Source organism: Streptococcus minor DSM 17118 (assembly GCF_000377005.1).
Classification (GTDB): domain Bacteria; phylum Bacillota; class Bacilli; order Lactobacillales; family Streptococcaceae; genus Streptococcus; species Streptococcus minor.
Genome location: NZ_AQYB01000033.1, coordinates 30,115 through 46,258, shown reverse-complemented (window position 1 = coordinate 46,258; position 16,144 = coordinate 30,115). Strand labels below are relative to the sequence as shown.

Annotated in this window: 20 protein-coding genes; 3 read left to right on the top strand and 17 right to left on the bottom strand. The window is 41.1% G+C overall.

What is annotated here, in order from left to right; translation table 11 throughout:
- Positions 1–2 precede the first annotated feature (2 nt).
- From F602_RS0106580 to miaA, 3 genes are read right to left on the bottom strand one after another with little or no spacing between them, the layout of a single operon-like run.
- Positions 3–635 carry a cystathionine beta-lyase gene (locus F602_RS0106580; RefSeq protein WP_026183343.1) on the bottom strand — a complete coding sequence of 211 codons (633 nt, stop codon included), beginning with the start codon at positions 633–635 and terminating at the stop codon, positions 3–5.
- Positions 632–1,870 carry a GTPase HflX gene (gene hflX, locus F602_RS0106575; protein ID WP_026183342.1) on the bottom strand — a complete coding sequence of 413 codons (1,239 nt, stop codon included), beginning with the start codon at positions 1,868–1,870 and terminating at the stop codon, positions 632–634. Before hflX ends, F602_RS0106580 begins: the two co-directional genes overlap by 4 nt.
- Positions 1,863–2,747 (bottom strand): tRNA (adenosine(37)-N6)-dimethylallyltransferase MiaA, encoded by an 885-nt coding sequence (gene miaA / locus F602_RS0106570; protein ID WP_018167170.1) that lies wholly within the window; start codon positions 2,745–2,747, stop codon positions 1,863–1,865. The genes hflX and miaA overlap by 8 nt, the downstream gene beginning before the upstream one ends.
- 149 nt (positions 2,748–2,896) lie before the next feature.
- On the opposite strand from miaA, the gene F602_RS10770 reads away from it, so the two are divergent.
- Positions 2,897–3,067, top strand: coding sequence for a DUF3042 family protein (locus tag F602_RS10770; RefSeq protein WP_018167169.1), 171 nt, complete (start codon positions 2,897–2,899; stop codon positions 3,065–3,067).
- Positions 3,068–3,099: 32 nt separating this feature from the next.
- Here the strand turns inward: F602_RS10770 and F602_RS0106560 are convergent, their stop codons facing one another.
- The 10 genes from F602_RS0106560 to F602_RS0106515 form a co-directional block, all read right to left on the bottom strand.
- A complete protein-coding gene (locus tag F602_RS0106560; RefSeq protein WP_245537563.1) occupies positions 3,100–3,453 on the bottom strand; it encodes a hypothetical protein in 354 nt (117 codons plus the stop codon).
- An 83-nt stretch (positions 3,454–3,536) separates the two neighbouring features.
- Positions 3,537–4,718: an MFS transporter gene (locus F602_RS0106555; RefSeq protein WP_040840052.1), complete on the bottom strand. Its 1,182-nt coding sequence runs from the start codon at positions 4,716–4,718 to the stop codon at positions 3,537–3,539.
- 78 nt (positions 4,719–4,796) lie between these two features.
- Positions 4,797–5,138 carry a VOC family protein gene (locus F602_RS0106550; protein ID WP_018167166.1) on the bottom strand — a complete coding sequence of 114 codons (342 nt, stop codon included), beginning with the start codon at positions 5,136–5,138 and terminating at the stop codon, positions 4,797–4,799.
- A gap of 163 nt (positions 5,139–5,301) precedes the next feature.
- Positions 5,302–5,676 carry a VOC family protein gene (locus tag F602_RS0106545; protein WP_018167165.1) on the bottom strand — a complete coding sequence of 125 codons (375 nt, stop codon included), beginning with the start codon at positions 5,674–5,676 and terminating at the stop codon, positions 5,302–5,304.
- Positions 5,677–5,907: 231 nt separating this feature from the next.
- Positions 5,908–6,699 carry a helix-turn-helix transcriptional regulator gene (locus F602_RS10415; RefSeq protein ID WP_051070667.1) on the bottom strand — a complete coding sequence of 264 codons (792 nt, stop codon included), beginning with the start codon at positions 6,697–6,699 and terminating at the stop codon, positions 5,908–5,910.
- A 62-nt stretch (positions 6,700–6,761) separates the two neighbouring features.
- On the bottom strand, positions 6,762–7,517 hold the full coding sequence (locus F602_RS0106535) for a DNA alkylation repair protein (RefSeq protein WP_018167163.1): 756 nt from the start codon (positions 7,515–7,517) through the stop codon (positions 6,762–6,764).
- Positions 7,510–8,088, bottom strand: a complete 579-nt coding sequence (locus F602_RS0106530) for a TetR/AcrR family transcriptional regulator (RefSeq protein ID WP_018167162.1) — start codon at positions 8,086–8,088, stop codon at positions 7,510–7,512. The genes F602_RS0106535 and F602_RS0106530 overlap by 8 nt, the downstream gene beginning before the upstream one ends.
- Complete coding sequence (locus F602_RS0106525) at positions 8,081–8,491, bottom strand: VOC family protein (RefSeq protein ID WP_018167161.1); 411 nt, start codon at positions 8,489–8,491, stop codon at positions 8,081–8,083. Before F602_RS0106525 ends, F602_RS0106530 begins: the two co-directional genes overlap by 8 nt.
- Before the next feature lie 190 nt (positions 8,492–8,681).
- Positions 8,682–9,149: a GNAT family N-acetyltransferase gene (locus F602_RS0106520; RefSeq protein WP_018167160.1), complete on the bottom strand. Its 468-nt coding sequence runs from the start codon at positions 9,147–9,149 to the stop codon at positions 8,682–8,684.
- 64 nt (positions 9,150–9,213) lie between these two features.
- On the bottom strand, positions 9,214–9,948 hold the full coding sequence (locus F602_RS0106515; protein WP_018167159.1) for a PHP domain-containing protein: 735 nt from the start codon (positions 9,946–9,948) through the stop codon (positions 9,214–9,216).
- Positions 9,949–10,131: 183 nt separating this feature from the next.
- Here F602_RS0106515 and F602_RS0106510 point away from each other — a divergent pair, with 183 nt between their 5' ends.
- Positions 10,132–11,280 carry a cobalamin-independent methionine synthase II family protein gene (locus tag F602_RS0106510; protein ID WP_018167158.1) on the top strand — a complete coding sequence of 383 codons (1,149 nt, stop codon included), beginning with the start codon at positions 10,132–10,134 and terminating at the stop codon, positions 11,278–11,280.
- A 32-nt stretch (positions 11,281–11,312) separates the two neighbouring features.
- Here F602_RS0106510 and F602_RS0106505 read toward each other — a convergent pair whose 3' ends face one another.
- Both F602_RS0106505 and F602_RS0106500 read right to left on the bottom strand, forming a co-directional pair.
- The gene (locus F602_RS0106505; protein WP_211205364.1) at positions 11,313–11,972 is read right to left on the bottom strand and encodes a DUF4956 domain-containing protein; all 660 of its coding nucleotides are present in this window, start codon (positions 11,970–11,972) and stop codon (positions 11,313–11,315) included.
- A gap of 1 nt (position 11,973) precedes the next feature.
- Positions 11,974–12,720 (bottom strand): polyphosphate polymerase domain-containing protein, encoded by a 747-nt coding sequence (locus F602_RS0106500; RefSeq protein WP_018167156.1) that lies wholly within the window; start codon positions 12,718–12,720, stop codon positions 11,974–11,976.
- A 144-nt stretch (positions 12,721–12,864) separates the two neighbouring features.
- On the opposite strand from F602_RS0106500, the gene F602_RS0106495 reads away from it, so the two are divergent.
- Entirely contained in the window at positions 12,865–13,179 is a 315-nt protein-coding gene (locus tag F602_RS0106495; protein ID WP_018167155.1) for a hypothetical protein, read from the top strand.
- A gap of 36 nt (positions 13,180–13,215) precedes the next feature.
- On the opposite strand, the gene F602_RS10410 is transcribed toward F602_RS0106495, so the two are convergent.
- Positions 13,216–13,581, bottom strand: coding sequence for a cytidine deaminase family protein (locus F602_RS10410; protein ID WP_245537572.1), 366 nt, complete (start codon positions 13,579–13,581; stop codon positions 13,216–13,218).
- 114 nt (positions 13,582–13,695) lie between these two features.
- Positions 13,696–16,101 (bottom strand): phenylalanine--tRNA ligase subunit beta, encoded by a 2,406-nt coding sequence (gene pheT / locus F602_RS0106480; RefSeq protein WP_018167152.1) that lies wholly within the window; start codon positions 16,099–16,101, stop codon positions 13,696–13,698.
- Positions 16,102–16,144 lie beyond the last annotated feature (43 nt).

Sequence of the window (16,144 nt, the reverse complement as noted above, 5' to 3'; positions counted from 1 at the left end):
TCTTACTTTCTAATATAGATAAGGGCCTGTCTTTCTGACCAAGCATAGTAGACTTGATTTGTGTAAGAGGCTGCTGCTTCTAGGACTTCTTCCTGATTGAGACCTGAAATCTTTACCCAGTCGGGACTTTCAGCTATCTGGGTCAGTAAAAATCTTTCTTGCTTCACCTCTTGCCAAGCTTGATTAGCTAAATCTAGTGAACACATCCAGATTTTTTCATTTTCTTGAAAAATCAGATAATGTGGAAAAACTTGAGCGAGTTCAAAGAGCAAGCCAGGTTGGACTTCTTCTGGTTTTTCCGCGAAGACTTGAGCTAAGCCAGAGTCATTGACATAGACAAAACCATAAGACTGACCAGATAGATTCAGGCGGATAAAAGGCTTCACCTCCACAAAGCTTGGATCTACTTGAAAGAGTTGTAGAGCTTTGGATAATTGGAAATAATAGTCAGTCGCAGCTTGCGGGCTTTGTTTCTGATAGATTTCAGCAAAGTAGGCATTGAGGACAGAAGGAGGTGGCGTGATAAAGGCTAACTGTTGCTCAGGTGTCAAGTGTGACAAGACCTGCTCCAAATAAGCTTTATCAAGAGTTGTAAAGCCACCGTATTGCAGAGCCAATTCCAGCATTTTTCTCATAAAAATTCATCCAACTTCCATTTCATATTTTCAGCAATATAGCCTGATAGGACTTCCATATTGTCGACATACTCTCTCTTTTCTACCAGACAAATACTAGCCAAATCATGGAGACGATAAGCCTTGGAAATAGGGACTTTTATCTCAAAAGGGGTGAACATGGTTTTGATCTTTGCTAGGACCATCATCTGGATGTGGGCACGCGCATCCTTGTGCTTAGCTGAAATCATGACATGAGGAAACTGAGTTGGATGAAAGTCATCTTCCACTTTATCCAACTTATTATAAAGAGCTAGGCGTGGAATGTCCAGCATATCCAGATCTTTAAGAATTTCCAGCACGACTTCCTCTTGTTCAGCATGATTGGGATCAGAAGCATCTATGACATGGAGGAGAAGATCGACATGCATGGATTCTTCTAAGGTAGATTTAAAGGCTGAAATCAACTCGGTTGGCAAGTCCTGAATAAAACCAACCGTATCCGTCAATGTCACCTGAAATTTATCGGCAAGATGAATCTGCTTAGTAGTAGCATCAAGCGTAGCAAACAATTCATCAGCTTCGTACTGCTCCTTATCAGTCATGGCATTCATGATGGTCGATTTACCAGCATTCGTATAGCCGATGAGGCCAATTTTGAAGATGCCCGACTGCATACGACGTTCCCGAATAGTTGCTCGATTTTTCTCCACCGCTTTTAACTGGCGCTCAATATCATGAATCTGATTGCGAATACTACGGCGATTGAGTTCCAGTTGGCTTTCACCCGGCCCACGCGACCCAATTCCTCCTGCCTGACGACTCAGCATGATTCCTTGCCCAACTAGGCGCGGGAGTATGTATTTGAGCTGAGCTAGGTGAACCTGAAGCTTCCCTTCGTGACTGCGAGCTCGCATAGCAAAAATATCTAAAATCAGCTGCATTCGGTCAATGACCTTGATACCTAGTACTGCTTCCAGATTCGCATTTTGACGAGGTGTCAGGCGGTTATTGACAATCAAGGTATCAATCTCATCGGCCTCCACCATCAGTGCAATTTCGTCCAGTTTCCCCGAACCAACAAAGGTCTTACTATCGTACTTGTCTCTCTTTTGGGTGTAAGTGCCCTTGACAACAGCTCCAGCAGTCTTAGCCAGACTAGCTAATTCTTCCATAGACATGGTGAAATTTTCCATCCCTTGCAACTCGACACCTACCAGGAGGACCTTTTCTGCTTCTTTTTTTGTTTCAATCATGTAAAAATCCTTCCACTCTTGCAACTATCTTCTCTTTAAATTTAGGATCAGAAATCCTATAAAACTCGACATTCATGCGGTTTCGAAACCATGTCAGCTGGCGTTTGGCAAAACGACGGCTATTTTGCTTAACCTTATCCACTGCTTCCTGCAACGATAGCTCTCCAGCAAGATAAGGAAAAAACTCCTTGTAACCGATGCCTTTACTAGCCTGAGAATCCGGATAATTGTGATAAAGCCAATCGACCTCAGCCAGAAGACCAGCCTCCATCATCACATCTACTCGCTGATTGATACGCTCATAAAGCAACTCTCTCTCATCAGTCAAACCCAGCAACAAAACCTCATAGGGTTGTTCCTGATTGGTTAACTGTTGGCCAAATTTTGCCAATTCCAAAGCTCGGATAGAGCGCCGGCGGTTCATCTGAGAAATAGTTAAATCAGCTTCTGCTACAGCTGAAAAGAGTTGCTCATCCGACCATGTTTCCAGATGTGCACGGTAGGCTAAAAGGGCATCTTGGTCTACTTGACCGCCCAGATGATAGCCTTCTAGCAAACTTTGTATATAAAGACCAGTCCCTCCAACGATAATAGGAAGATGTCCCCGAGCCACAATCTCTTGAATCTGTTGACTAGCTTCCTGAACAAAGTCAAATGCAGAATAGCCTTGACTGACAGACCGCACATCAATCAGGTGGTGCGGAGCCTGAGCTTGTTCTATCTCATTGACCTTGGCTGTGCCGATAGAGAGCTCCTGATACACCTGCTGGCTATCTCCTGAGATGATTTCGCCCTTAAACTGTTGAGCCAATTCAATTCCTAAGGCTGATTTCCCCACCGCCGTAGGCCCAACTAGGACAATTATTTTTGTTTTCATCTTTTTTCCTTGAAATTTTCTGATTTTTTCGTTAGTATTATTATAACATAAGAAAAATGAATCCGACTTTCAGACTTGTTTTGATTTTTGGACCATTGGACTGTTTATCCGGCATTATGCCCACTCTTTACAAAGAAAGGAAGATTACTATGGCTAAAGGATTCGGAAAAGGTTTTTTGGCAGGTGTACTGTCAACTGTTGCAGCAAGCGCAGGCGCTATCTTCGCTATTCAAAAGGTCATTATTGAACCAGAAGAAAAGAAAGAAGCATTCATCGAAGAAAACCGCAAGAAAGCTGCGCGTCGCCGCATTGCACATTAAGAAAGAAAACCAGCTAAAAGCTGGTTTTTTTGCTACCTAAATTGTCTTTTGGCAGTTTTTCTCACAATCATGGAGATGCCTGCTGTAAGCGTAAAAAGAGCTAGAGAAATATAGAAATAAATGAGGGCAGAATCATTGTAAACCGTGTAAATAACTAAGAGGGACGTCACTACATGTACTAGGAGATAAAGTCCCATATCTATTTTTGTCTTAAGTAACAAACCAGTAAAGATAGGATAGACCGTCATGGCCAAAAGTGCTAACAGCATATAGAGGGTATAGGACTCAAGATAAATATCCAGCCACATCATGGCATAGGACAGACCGATATTGACTAAGAGCGGACTAGTAATGATGCTATTTTCAAGCTTCAATAATTTCATCATAAGGTTCCTTTCTGACTTTTATTCTACTGCTTTCAGGTGAACATGACAAGTCTGGAGCAAAAAAAGCCAAGATAGCTTGACTTCTATATAATTGTATCATGTTTTTCAATAGCGATAATACTGACAATCATGACTAGCGTGACAGCCAGAAGTGCAAAAATCAAGGGTTTCCACGTACCGAAAACTGGAAAACTGTAGCCCAACAAAACAGGTCCGATGGAGGCAAGTAGATATCCTCCCGACTGAACCATCCCTGACAGACGAGCCGTTGCCTGCCCATCACTCGTTTTAAGGGTAAAACTCAGCATCATATATGGGAAAAGAGCACCAACTGATAGACCTAAAATCAAACTGATAATAATCCAAAAAACAAAGTTTGCTGGTGCCAGAAGCATCAAGATTAGTCCAATAACCGTCAAAAGAGAAATACCTGACATAAACCAAGCCCGTTGGCTATTGTTCAAGCGAGATACAATGGCAGGGATAACCATGGAAACAGGGATACTAATCAGGTTAAAAATACCAGCCAGCAGGCCCCCTTCTGCTTTAGACAAGCCAGCTGTTTGTGCAATAGTCGGTAACCAAGTCATCTCTGTATAAAACAGTAACGACTGAAGACCACCAAAAACTAGAAAGTTCAGGGCAGCTTTGTTTTTCCAAAGAGAACTTTGCTTAGTATGTGTGGATGGTTGTGCGAAACGGTGATTGTAGCGCCAATTTGGTAACCAAATCACAGCAGCAATTGCCACTAAAAGGGTCAAAAGAATGACAAACGTCTGCCAAGATGTAGCAGCAACAATCGGTACTGCTACCATGGAACCAACCGTTCCAGCTAACCCCATCATCGTGATGTAGATAGTCGTATAGGTTCCTACCTTCAAAGGAAAATGGACTGATACCAAGCTAGGCAAAAGCACATTGATAGTGGCAATAGCTACACCAATCAATAGCGTCCCTAGATACAATCCAGAGACACCAGCAATTCGGAGCAAGGATCCAACTGTCATCACTAAGAGGGCCACACCCAACAATTTTTCCAAGCCCAAGCGAGCCGCCCACTTAGGAGCCAAGGTCGAACAAAGAGCAAACATGATAAGAGGCAAAGAAGTCAGGATACCTAAGTCACTGACTGGTACTCCCAAACCCATGGCAATATCTGTCAAAACTGCTGGAATAGCTGTAAAAGGGACCCGCATAACGGCTCCCATCATCATAATCCCCATCAATAAAAAGAATGTTTTTTTCTTGTTGCTATTCTCTCTCATAGACCTAGTATAGCATAAAATCGAAAAATTCGGTAGGTATTTTGTATAATCAAATAAAATGATTGGCTAAGAGGTATCCTAGATAGCGACTTCTTGAGCAAAAGAAATCCGATGACCATCTGGATCCTCTATTTCACAGGTAAAGACGACCTCCCAATCCATGATATCACTTGTCTCTAAACCCTGATTAAGTAGCTGTTCTCTCACCTTATGAATATCGTCTACTCCTAAAATAATGCTTGTTGCCGTTCCTTCTTCTTGGGTTAATTGTAGCCAGGCATTTTCCGTTAACTGATACTCGGCCACACCTTCCATAGGGATGACATCTGGTTGACCCAACCACTTACTGTACCACGCAAGGCTAGTTCCCAGATCTTTTACAGGAAAAACGGAAATGAGATTTGTAAATTGTGATTTCATATTGATGACTCCTTAAATGTATTCTCCTTATGTAGCTTTCAAAGTAGCCACATCACGTTTTTTATCTGCATTACGGCTTTAGACATCTTGGTGTATTGACCTGCATCTTCTTGGCCATCCTCCTCTTTAGCTAGTTTGTAGTGTACGTCCTAATGAGGATACTTTAGCCTTCAACAGTAAAACACCAAGGTATGCCCCACGGATCGATAACACGACCGAAATAATCACCCCAAGGCTGAGCCTCAAACGGATAATCAACTTGACCTATTTGAGCAAATATGTCATATTTACTTTTTGCTTCTACAATATCATTGAAAAATAAATGCAAATCAATATTTCCGGGACTCTGATCTATATCTTTTGAATCGGTTGCTAAAATTGAAAAATTGTCAAACTTCGCCATGCAGTGCAGGATTCTATCTGGATTTTCAGGATTTCTAAACATCTCTCCTTCAAATTTACCTCCCAAAGCCTTGATATAGAAATTCATCGCTTCTTCAGCTTGACCATTGAAACCTAAATGAGCCATTAGTTGCATGCTACTATCTCCTTTATGATTGTGATATCTTAGAGAACTATGTATCAGTTTATCCAAATCATAATATATAGAGTATTTCTATCAAAATATTCTTCATTTTTATCTATTATTGTATCCAATGTAAACAAACACATAATTCCTATACTTTATATAATAAGTTTAGCATAGAAGACAGATAAAAACTTCTTCTCAATTGCGGTCTTTTTGTACTAAAAAACTAACCACAAAGGGTTAGTTTGAGCTTTGATTTCCAAACGGCACGGACACTTTGTCCAGCAAAGCATCTTTAATCAAGAGTGGTAGATTCATAGTGATAGGTGGGTCGCTATCAATGGGGCGGCGCATCTCTAGCTCACAGTGAACTTGTGTATCCCCTGTAAATGTTAGACTTGCCTCCAAAGTTGCACGAAAGTTTTTATCTAATACATAGTTCTGTTTAAAAGATAAATCTTCCAATAGCTCACAGGCCAATAGAAAGTAGGTTCCATTTGGTATATTGTCAAAGGTATGCGTCAAATCCTGACTCATCGCTGCTCCAATAATGGGATTTCCTTTTGGAATACGAGACTGGAAAAGACCAACACAACTGATATGAGGTTGATAGCCTTCGGGATAAATGAGTTTAAATGACAATGTATTCTGAGTCTCGATGTTTTTTTCACGGTGAATGAGGACATCTTTTTTGGACAGAAAAGTCTGCAAAATTCGATAGGATAGTGTCGAATCCTTGATAAAATTTCTGGGAGCTAGGCCCGTGTGTCGTTTAAATGTTGTCGAGAAGGTTGTCAGACTAGAGTAGCCCGAGTCAAGCGCAGTGGATGTGATATTCTGAGATTTCATCACCAGATTATCAATGCTGCCTTTAATTTTCAGAGCTTCTATATATTCCTTGATTGAATAGCCCATTTCTTTCTTGAAAGTCCGAGATAGGTGGGATGGACTATAGTGAAAATGTTGCGCCAAATCGTTTAGAGTCAGTTCATGATGAACATGCTCTTGGATATAAACAGCAACCTCTTCCATCTTTTTTTGCACAGACCTATCTCCTCCTCTTTTACTGCCATTATACCATAGGGGAATAGAATTTATACTGTCTTTGCTTTTTTACGTAAAGTTCTAGAGCCATGTTTGATAATCCATTGACAGGCTAAACTGACTTCTCCATCTCTTTGCCACGATTGAACAATATATTTAAACTTTTCCAAATCCACTTTTGATAGATCATTAAGATTATTGGCCACACTTTTTTGAATAGACTTGTCTTCATCATCCTTGAGGCTAGTCAAAATCCAGACATAATCCGCAAAATAGTCCAGAACTAGTGTGGTTTTTTTGGCCCAAGGCAATGCGATTCGCAGGCACTCACAAGATAGGCGACGAACCTTATTATCCTCATCTTGACACCAATACTTAGCAAGCTGGATGGTCTGCTCAGGATAGCGGAGAAAGAGCTGGCGCATACCAAATTCCCCTGTATGCCGTTTCGTGAGCTCTTTAAGAAAGGCTGTGCTCGCATCAAAATCATCCATTCCGTAGAGTTCTACATATTTACCAACAGGCCAGAGCCAATAGCCTTGCGTAAACATCCCAAGGCTAGTTTTTAATTCTGGTCCTAAAATCTTATAAAAAATAGCCAACGTTTCTTTATAAGGTAAAGGGATATACGTTTTGAGAGATTCCGCAATCAGCATCTGACGAGGCCCAAAGTCCAAAGTTTCTAACCTAGCCATAACTGTCTGCTTAAAGCCAGCACTATCAAAAGGTGGATAGGCTAAGGTGATTTTCTCTATCAAATCGTCTAAAAATAACTCATCATAATAGTCTTTTAGTTTTTTAGCCATACTTTTTAAATCCTTGTAATTGTCTCTCTATCAACTCTTCCAATCCTTGAAAGTTATCTCGGTCAACCAAAGTAAGGGCCAACTCATTCAAGCCGCCAGATATGAGCGCCGTCATAGCATGACAGTCCAAGTCTACCACGATGCCTTGCTCTTGAAGAAAGCGCAGGTGCTCATACAAATGGTATTGCGAATTGTGCTCATCCATCTGCCTCCAATCCTGCCAACCAATCACACTAGGACCGTCAATGAGGAGAATCTGCATGACATCCGGCCGACAGGCTTCCTTGACAAAAGTAAGACAGCCAATGACCAGTTGTTGCCAGAGGTCATCGGTTTTGTCCGCCTCCGCTGCTACTCTTTGACCGATTTCCTCTTGAATTTGCAAGAGGACTGCCCTAAATAACTCTTTTTTATTCTTATAATGATGATAAAGAGCCCCTCTAGTCATGCCAAGTCTGCTCACAATCTCTTCCAAAGAGGTCTTGGCGTAACCTTTTTCGGTAAACAAGTATCTAGAAACACCCATCAATTGATCTATAGTGGCTTGGCTGGCCTCCATTTTTTTATTCATGGTAAAACCCTTCCTGAAAATATTCCTTAAAACTATCTGATGGCTCAATCTCTTGAATCACATCGATGAGCACGCCGTGTAGCGCTACAATAAAATGACGCTGTCCAAAATCCTCATCCCTCAATGTTAAAACAATGGACTCTGGAATATCTTGCTGTATTCTTTTATAAATCTCTGAAATATCCTCCACTTCAATATTGACCAAGACACCCTGAACGGACTGTCTAAACCCCTGTGGGATAGTCTCGTGGTCTGAGAGCAAAAAGGCAATTTCATGGTCCTTCAAGCGCAGACTGATGTACCAATCCGACACAAAGGTTTTCTCAAAGCCAAAGTAATCTACAAAAAATGCCTGTAAACTAGCCAAATGTTGTGTCATGATAACAGGGTACAAACTCTTCATCACTTCTTTCTCCTTAAACCTACATTGTGTATGTTATTTTTTATATTATAACATACATTCTGTATGTATGCAATCACTCCATTTAAAAAACGCTAGATTTTCATCCAACGTTTCTGCTAGCAGTAAAACTGAACTGATAGGAGAGAGCACCAAGCTGCTGACTGACTATCTTGAGCTATTTTCCCTTAGTTCATAATTCCAACACCATGACAAAGTCTGTCTCATTTTCCCGAAGAATGCGAAAACCAAGTTTGCGGTAGAGGAAATATGCTGGGTTCTCCTTGGAAACCGATAAGGAAAGACGCTGAATCTGTCTAGATTTCAAGTCTGCAAAAAGTGCCTGAAGAAGGCGACTTCCAAGCCCCTGACCACGGTAACCCTCTAGCAATGCAATGCTAAGGGAAGGTGTTTGGTCATCCACATAACCGTAATCTCGGATATGACGAACCCAGGCAACGCCAACAACTTGACCATCTACTTCTGCCACCCATGCTACATCACCTGCTTTAGTGCCAAAATCACTGAAATAATGCTGTAACTCAGGCAATTGAAGAATAGCTCTATCTGGCTGCTTAGCCCCTTCAGGCACAAAGATAGCTTGATAAAGAAACTCCTCCAAGAGAAAATATTCTTCCTGTTTCATCGGACGATTGAGCATGCTGACCTCCTCAAAAAGATTTAAAAAATAATATTACCAGATAAGTGTTTATTCATCATTCTTATCACATAATCTCTTTCTCCTCAATCCCTTTCTCCTGCAACATCTTCTGAATACGATCGAATTGGAGACGGAAGTGTTCCAGTTTGTGCCCGTCAGAGCCGATAGAATACTTGTGACAGCCCAGTTCCTTGACCAAATCTAGGGCATAGACATAAAGATGCTCATGGTTATAAAGGTACATGGACTTACTGTTCAGCTCAAATGCTAAGCCATGGTCTATCATTTTTTTGAAAATACGGCGGAGTTGCTCCTCATAAGTTTTCAGCTCCTCAACCGAGACATCAAAAAGCCTGAATCCATAGTCAAAATGAGCTAAAACATCCGCTTCTACACGCCCGATGGCGTATTCCAACGTATCCAAATACTCCTGCATGATAGTATGTTTATCCATATCTGCCACTTCTTCATCTAGGTAATCATTGACTCCATTGTGATGGACAGATAGGAGCTTGAGATCAAAATCCTTATCTGCTAGATAGGCTATTATATCTGCCTCCCGTGGTTGGTAATAGCCAATCTCTATACCTTTTTTGATGCGGTTGCCGTATGTTGCATTTAAGTCTGCAATTTCTGCAACATAAGCTTCATAGTCAGGCACATCGTCCTGTTTACTGTAAGGATTGGATACATCATAATGCTCTGTTGTTACAATTTCTCCATCAAAAGATTCCAGATAATCTTGAAATGCTGCATCCGAATCATAGGAAAAATGTGTGTGTAAATGGTTATCGCGCATGTTGTTCTCCTTGGGATTGTTTTCACTATTTTATCAAAAACAAGAAAGGAAAGAAAGTGTTTTCATTTTACAAAATCTTCCATCCTATAGTTTACGCCTATATCCTCTCCTTAGAAATAACTATTTTCCAAAGGAAGATAATTGGGTTACAATGAGAACATCAAATGAAAAGAGGTAAGATAGATGACCAAATCAAAATTTCAATTAGTTGGCTCTCTTCTCCGTCCAGCAGACTTGCGGAAATACAAGGATGAAATTGAACACCGTGATGATATTCACTATCCTTTCTATGATGCCTTACCAGGTTACAAAGAAACAGAAACAGCTGATATCAAACGAATCGTTGCAGAACAAAAAAACAATGGTATTGACATCCTGACAGATGGTGAATTTGGTCGTTCTATGTGGCATCTTGACTTCCTCTGGGGTCTTGAGGGAATCGAGCGCTATATCGCCCCTCATGGCTATACTTTTAAAGACCACGATGGTGGAACCTATGAGACGAGAAAAGACATCGGTATCCGCATCACAGGGCCACTTTCCGGTAAAAACCATCACTTCCTTGACATATACAAGTTGGTCAAGGCTGAAGCTGGCGATGCAGATACCAAGCAGACTATCTATGGACCAGCCCACGCTTATACAGAATTAACTGTTTTCAATGGCCTAGCCGGCGACAATCAGTTTTACAAGACCAAAGAGGAGCTCAAAACTGCACTCATCAATGCTTATAAAGAATTCTTAGATGAATATAAGGAGGCTGGAGGCAAGATTATCCAATTTGATGACTGCCTATGGGAACTCTTTGATGAAACAAATACCAACTCCTTCTTCTCACAAGGCAATATTAGTCTGGGTGACCTGGCAGATGAATTCATCAATATCAATAATGAAGTGGCTGACTATGCTCATGAAATCGGTCTAACTGTTTGGACCCACAATTGCCGTGGAAACTATGAGAGCCGCCACGCAGTCGGGGGAACTTATGAAGCTATTGCTAAGAAATTCTTGGCAAACCAGCGTTACGATCGCTTCTTCTTAGAGTGGGATGATGAGCGTGCAGGTGACTTGAAAGCATTGGAAGCCCTAAAAGACAGAGATGTTGAAGTTGTTTTAGGATTGCTTTCTTCTAAAACAACAGACCTAGACGATGAAGAACGTGTCTACCAACTGCTGGAAGAAGCTAGCAAGATTATTCCTAAAGAACGTCTCTTCCTCTCACATCAATGTGGTTTTGCTTCCTGTGACTCAGGGAACGAATTAGCTACTCCTCAGCAATGGGCGAAAATCAAGCAAGGGCAAGAAATTGCTGAAAAATTCTTTGCGCAATAAAAAATAGAGGCTGGAACTTTCCAGACCTCTTTTTAAAGTCTTTTTTTCTTGGGAATTTGTTGGTGCAAAACAAGATCTATCACTCCTTCCTGTAATAGCAGATTCAAAATGTCCTGATCTGAAACTTGATGATTCAACTCCAAGATAATTTCCATGACTAGCACATCTGTTTTCTTCTTATAGTGTATGCAAACCAACTCCATCTTATTCCATAAATTGTGAGAATTTTGCTGAAAAAAATCGTCCACATCAAATCCCTTGGGGGCTGTCAGAATCATATAGCGAAACTTGGCATTTGGTTTTCCAAAGGAAGACTGCTCTAAAAGAAAGATAATGAGGGATAAAAGAAGGGTAAAGGTAAGAGCTAAAAGCAAGTAGCCCATACCTGTGGCTAGTCCGATAGCGGTAGCCAAAAAGACGGCCAGTAGCTCCTTGGAGCTACCTGCTGCTGAACGAAATCGAATCAGACTAAAGGCTCCGGCAACAGCCACACTGGTCCCTAGATTGCCATTAACTAAAAGAATGATAACCGCAATCAGGGTAGGCATTAGGCTTAAAGTGATGACAAATTCCTTGGTGTGTTGGGTATGATACTTGTAGATTGTAGCCACAAGGAAGCCTAGACTCAAGCTTGTCAACAGTATCCAAAAAAGTTGAGTGACTGTGATGTTACTGCTTGTCGTAGTTAGGATATTAGAAAATAAGTCTGTTTGCAAGAGAGACTCCTTTCATCATTTCTTGGCGTAACTGATAAGCCGTCCCATACTTAGAGAAGGACTGTTGTTCGATCTGGTACTTTTCGAGTAGGTTTAAAAGCCAGTTTGGTAGCTGATTAGGTACCTTGATTTCCATAATCATCAGCTGCTTAGGTAAGAGTGGAAAACCAAACTTTTTCTGAAGCAGCATCACTTCACTATCTCGGAAAACCAGATTTTGATCAATGGTCAGACGAATATGATGATCTGTTTTGCCTCTATAAGAAAGACGATCATAGTAGATATACATTTTGGGCCTTAACTTGCCATAGCGCTGGACTACGTGTTGAAGTTCTGAACTCACCTTGGTATCCATAATATTATTTTTTTCAGAAAAATATTCCACATCATGAGCTATTGAGGTGGGAGTGGAAACCAAGCGATACTTGTAGCCAACGTCATCTAACTTTTTCTTGATTTCTAAAAAAGCTTGGCTCGTCTGACTTGGAATCGCATCATAGATGCGCATTCGAACCTTTTCACGACCATTCCTTTTAGCTAAGGCATCCTGAATCATATCAAAATCTTCATTATCAAAGTAAACATTGCTGATAGTGGAGTTAGCAAACTGATCTTCTATCATGTACTGGCTCAATTCTTTCTTAAACTGAGCAAAGATTTTCTCATCTAAAATATATTTACTTTCCTTGCGTTTAAACTGCTGTTGAATAGTCCTTGTTGTCATCTTTTTTCCTCCATCATCTGAGTTCTATTTTATTTATAGGAGTTAGTATAGAATTCAAACTTTAAATAAAACTGAAGGATTGGTTAAAGAAAGCTTAATGGACTTCTTTGCTTATTTTAAGAAGTATGGTAAAATAAAGAAAAAATGAAAGCGGGTACAAATATGTATGAACTATGTTTAGAGTACGGAACCTTTCCTATTAGTCTTGATTCAAACGATGCACTGGACCTTCAAGCTGTCCCGGATTTTCTGCTTGGAGATACCGAATTAGTGGCTAAATTGACCGAAATGAACGACCTTTTCCATAGTCTCTTCATAGAAATTGAGGGAAGTCTGGACTATGTTGGACGAGAAACTCCTGAAAAAGTCCAAACCCTACATAAGCTCTTTGATGAGGTCGCTACAGTTGTCAAAGATAAGTATGAACAGGTGCGTATCGAACCCTTTTACTTGGAATAGGATAAGAAAAAAGCTAGATACCTAGCTTTTTTCACTTTATTTTTCTGCTCTTTCTTTTCCCCACCAATAGGGCATGAGTTCTCCAAGAGTCACGCTAGTCCTACTTTCATAGTCTTGTAAAAACTCTGTCTTAGTATTCTCACTATTGAGTTGAATAAGAAATTCCCGACAGGCTCCACAAGGCATTCCAGAACCATCTCCATAAGGTGGTTTATCCCGAAATGCAATGATGCGTCTTATCCTAGTTTGACCAGATTCTTGGTACATATTGAAAGCAGCAGCTCGTTCTGCACAAAGATGGAAAACACCTGCAGTAGCTTCAAAACAAAAGCCTGTAAAAATTTGACCATCTTCTGCCTCAATGGCTGCAACGACATGGTTTGAATATACAAAGGGAGATATCTCCTATGGATGATAGTGAACCTTTGCAACTTCATACATTTTTTCCCAAATATCCATTTTTACCTCTCACTGATGGCTATCCACCTAGTTGAACTAGGTGGATATTTGCATCTTCTATCTCACTTCTGCATCCAATTTCTGGATGAGGGCATTGGTGATTTTTTCCATGAACTTAGCTACCTCTTCATCCGTCAAGCTAGCTTCTGGATGTTGGAAGGTCAGACTATAGGCCATGGATTTTTTGTCTGCTTGGATATTGACACCAGTATAGACATCAAATAGTTTGATAGCGGTTAGGCGTTTGATACCAGCTGACCGAATAGCTTCAACCACCTCTTGATGGGTGATATCAACTGGCAACAGGAGGGCCATATCACGAGAAACAGCTGGGAATTTCGTAATTTCTTGGAAAGTCTGGCTTGGTTTGAGAGCTACTTCCACTGCGCTTAGATTGATTTCAGCTACGTAGGTTTCTGGAATGCCATAATCTTTAGCGGTCTGCGGGTGTACCTGTCCTACAAAACCGATAATTTCCTTATCCAAAAGGATAGCTGCTGTTCGACCTGGGTGCATGCTCTTCAAACCTTTTTCTGCTACAAAATCAAAGCTGAGATTCAGTTTGTTTGCCAAGGCTTCCACGATTCCTTTAGCATAGAAAAAGTCAACTGGAACTCCTTGCGTTTGGAAGTCTTTTTCAGCAACTAACCCAGAAATAGCAAAAGCAAAAGTCTCCACTTCTTGTGGCAAATCGGCTTTGCTGTCTCCTTTTTGATGGAAAATTTTTCCGATTTCATAGATAGCTAGATTGCTATTCTTGCGGTTGACATTGTAGGCCACTGTGTCTAGCATACCCGATAGGATATTCTGGCGGAGCGCTGAGCGGTCAACAGTCATCGGCCACATGAGCTCAGTAATCTGGCTTGGCTCCATCGTAAACTCCACTGCTTTTTCTGGTGTAGTAAGGGCATAGGAAATAATTTCTGACAAACCAGAGGCTTCTGCTAAGGTACGAACCTTGCGACGTAGGACCTGACCACTTGTCAATTCACCTGCAGTTGCTCCAGCTTCTGGTAAGGTCGTTGGTAACTTATCATAGCCATAAATACGAGCAATTTCTTCTACCAAGTCAGCTTGAATCTGGATATCCCAGCGTCGACGAGGGACAGATACAGTGAAATAGTCCGCATTTCCAGATAGACCAAAATCGAGTTTGGCAAAGACTTCTTCTACTTCTGCGAAGCTCAGCTGAGTACCTAGACGGACATTAACATAATCTAAACTTGTTGATACTTGAATAGGCTCAAGTGGTAAATCACCGGCTGAAACTTGACCTGCTAAAACAGAACCATTACCTAGTTCTTGCAACATAGCGGCCGCAAAATCGAGAGCTTCTGACACAGTATCATAGTTGATACCTTTTTCAAAACGAGCTGAAGATTCCGAGCGTAAGTTGAGACGACTAGATGTTTTACGGATAGTTTTGCCATCAAAAACAGCTACTTCCAGGACGACATTTTTTGAAGAAGCATCAATTTCAGTAGATTGACCTCCCATGACACCACCTAGTGCAACTGGCTTGTCAGCAACTGTGATGACGATATCCTCTGTTGTCAATTCACGTTCTTCCCCATCTAGGGTCACCAAGGTTTCACCCATACGGGCATCGCGTGCTAGGATTGTATTTCCTTCAAACTTATCCAAATCAAAGGCGTGCATCGGCTGTCCAAAGAGCAAGAGAACATAGTTGGTGACATCGACAATGTTGTTAATTGGACGGATTCCAGCATTCATGAGACGATTTTGTAGCCATTGGGGACTAGACTGGACAGTCACATTTTCCACTATACGGGCCTTATAAGTCAAGACCTTATCAGATTCAATAGCCACTTGAATGGCATCTGTCGCTACTTTGTCAGACTCATTCAAACTTTTCACTGGAAAATGAACTTTTTTGTCATAAATAGCTGCGACTTCATGGGCCACACCACGCATGGATAAAGCATCCGCGCGGTTTGGTGTGATGGAAAGCTCGATAATTTCATCATCCAAGTCTAAGACTGGGAAAATGGATTCTCCGGGCACCGCATCTTCTGGTAGGAACTGAATGCCATCGGCATATTCTTTTGGAATTATAGCATCGGGCAGTCCCAACTCTTGTAGGGAACAAATCATGCCTAGGGACTCAAGACCGCGAATTTTCCCTTTTTTAATTTTGTAATTATCTGCAATACGGGCACCTGGTAAGGCAACGATGACCTTTATACCAGCCTTTACATTTGGCGCACCACAAATAATCTGACGTGGTTCATCATCCCCTGTATCTACCATACAGACATGCAGATGAGTATCTGGTACCTCTTCACAAGAAAGGATGTGACCGACCACTAGATTGGATAAACCTTGGGCTGGAATGTTCACACCTTCCACCTCAATACCTGTTGTTGACATTTTTTCAGCAAGCTGGTCTGTTGTTGTATCAACATCCACCAACTCTTTTAACCATTTATAGGATACAAGCATATTTTACTATTTCACTTTCTAGATTCTTCTGGTATTTTTAGAA

What these genes read in the sequence shown, in the direction of transcription:
- F602_RS0106580 (WP_026183343.1), bottom strand. Translation starts at nt 635, where the DNA reads ATGAGAAAAATGCTGGAATTGGCTCTGCAATACGGTGGCTTTACAACT.
- hflX (WP_026183342.1), bottom strand. Translation starts at nt 1,870, where the DNA reads ATGATTGAAACAAAAAAAGAAGCAGAAAAGGTCCTCCTGGTAGGTGTC.
- miaA (WP_018167170.1), bottom strand. Translation starts at nt 2,747, where the DNA reads ATGAAAACAAAAATAATTGTCCTAGTTGGGCCTACGGCGGTGGGGAAA.
- F602_RS10770 (WP_018167169.1), top strand. Translation starts at nt 2,897, where the DNA reads ATGGCTAAAGGATTCGGAAAAGGTTTTTTGGCAGGTGTACTGTCAACT.
- F602_RS0106560 (WP_245537563.1), bottom strand. Translation starts at nt 3,453, where the DNA reads ATGATGAAATTATTGAAGCTTGAAAATAGCATCATTACTAGTCCGCTC.
- F602_RS0106555 (WP_040840052.1), bottom strand. Translation starts at nt 4,718, where the DNA reads ATGAGAGAGAATAGCAACAAGAAAAAAACATTCTTTTTATTGATGGGG.
- F602_RS0106550 (WP_018167166.1), bottom strand. Translation starts at nt 5,138, where the DNA reads ATGAAATCACAATTTACAAATCTCATTTCCGTTTTTCCTGTAAAAGAT.
- F602_RS0106545 (WP_018167165.1), bottom strand. Translation starts at nt 5,676, where the DNA reads ATGCAACTAATGGCTCATTTAGGTTTCAATGGTCAAGCTGAAGAAGCG.
- F602_RS10415 (WP_051070667.1), bottom strand. Translation starts at nt 6,699, where the DNA reads ATGGAAGAGGTTGCTGTTTATATCCAAGAGCATGTTCATCATGAACTG.
- F602_RS0106535 (WP_018167163.1), bottom strand. Translation starts at nt 7,517, where the DNA reads ATGGCTAAAAAACTAAAAGACTATTATGATGAGTTATTTTTAGACGAT.
- F602_RS0106530 (WP_018167162.1), bottom strand. Translation starts at nt 8,088, where the DNA reads ATGAATAAAAAAATGGAGGCCAGCCAAGCCACTATAGATCAATTGATG.
- F602_RS0106525 (WP_018167161.1), bottom strand. Translation starts at nt 8,491, where the DNA reads ATGAAGAGTTTGTACCCTGTTATCATGACACAACATTTGGCTAGTTTA.
- F602_RS0106520 (WP_018167160.1), bottom strand. Translation starts at nt 9,149, where the DNA reads ATGCTCAATCGTCCGATGAAACAGGAAGAATATTTTCTCTTGGAGGAG.
- F602_RS0106515 (WP_018167159.1), bottom strand. Translation starts at nt 9,948, where the DNA reads ATGCGCGATAACCATTTACACACACATTTTTCCTATGATTCGGATGCA.
- F602_RS0106510 (WP_018167158.1), top strand. Translation starts at nt 10,132, where the DNA reads ATGACCAAATCAAAATTTCAATTAGTTGGCTCTCTTCTCCGTCCAGCA.
- F602_RS0106500 (WP_018167156.1), bottom strand. Translation starts at nt 12,720, where the DNA reads ATGACAACAAGGACTATTCAACAGCAGTTTAAACGCAAGGAAAGTAAA.
- F602_RS0106495 (WP_018167155.1), top strand. Translation starts at nt 12,865, where the DNA reads ATGAAAGCGGGTACAAATATGTATGAACTATGTTTAGAGTACGGAACC.
- pheT (WP_018167152.1), bottom strand. Translation starts at nt 16,101, where the DNA reads ATGCTTGTATCCTATAAATGGTTAAAAGAGTTGGTGGATGTTGATACA.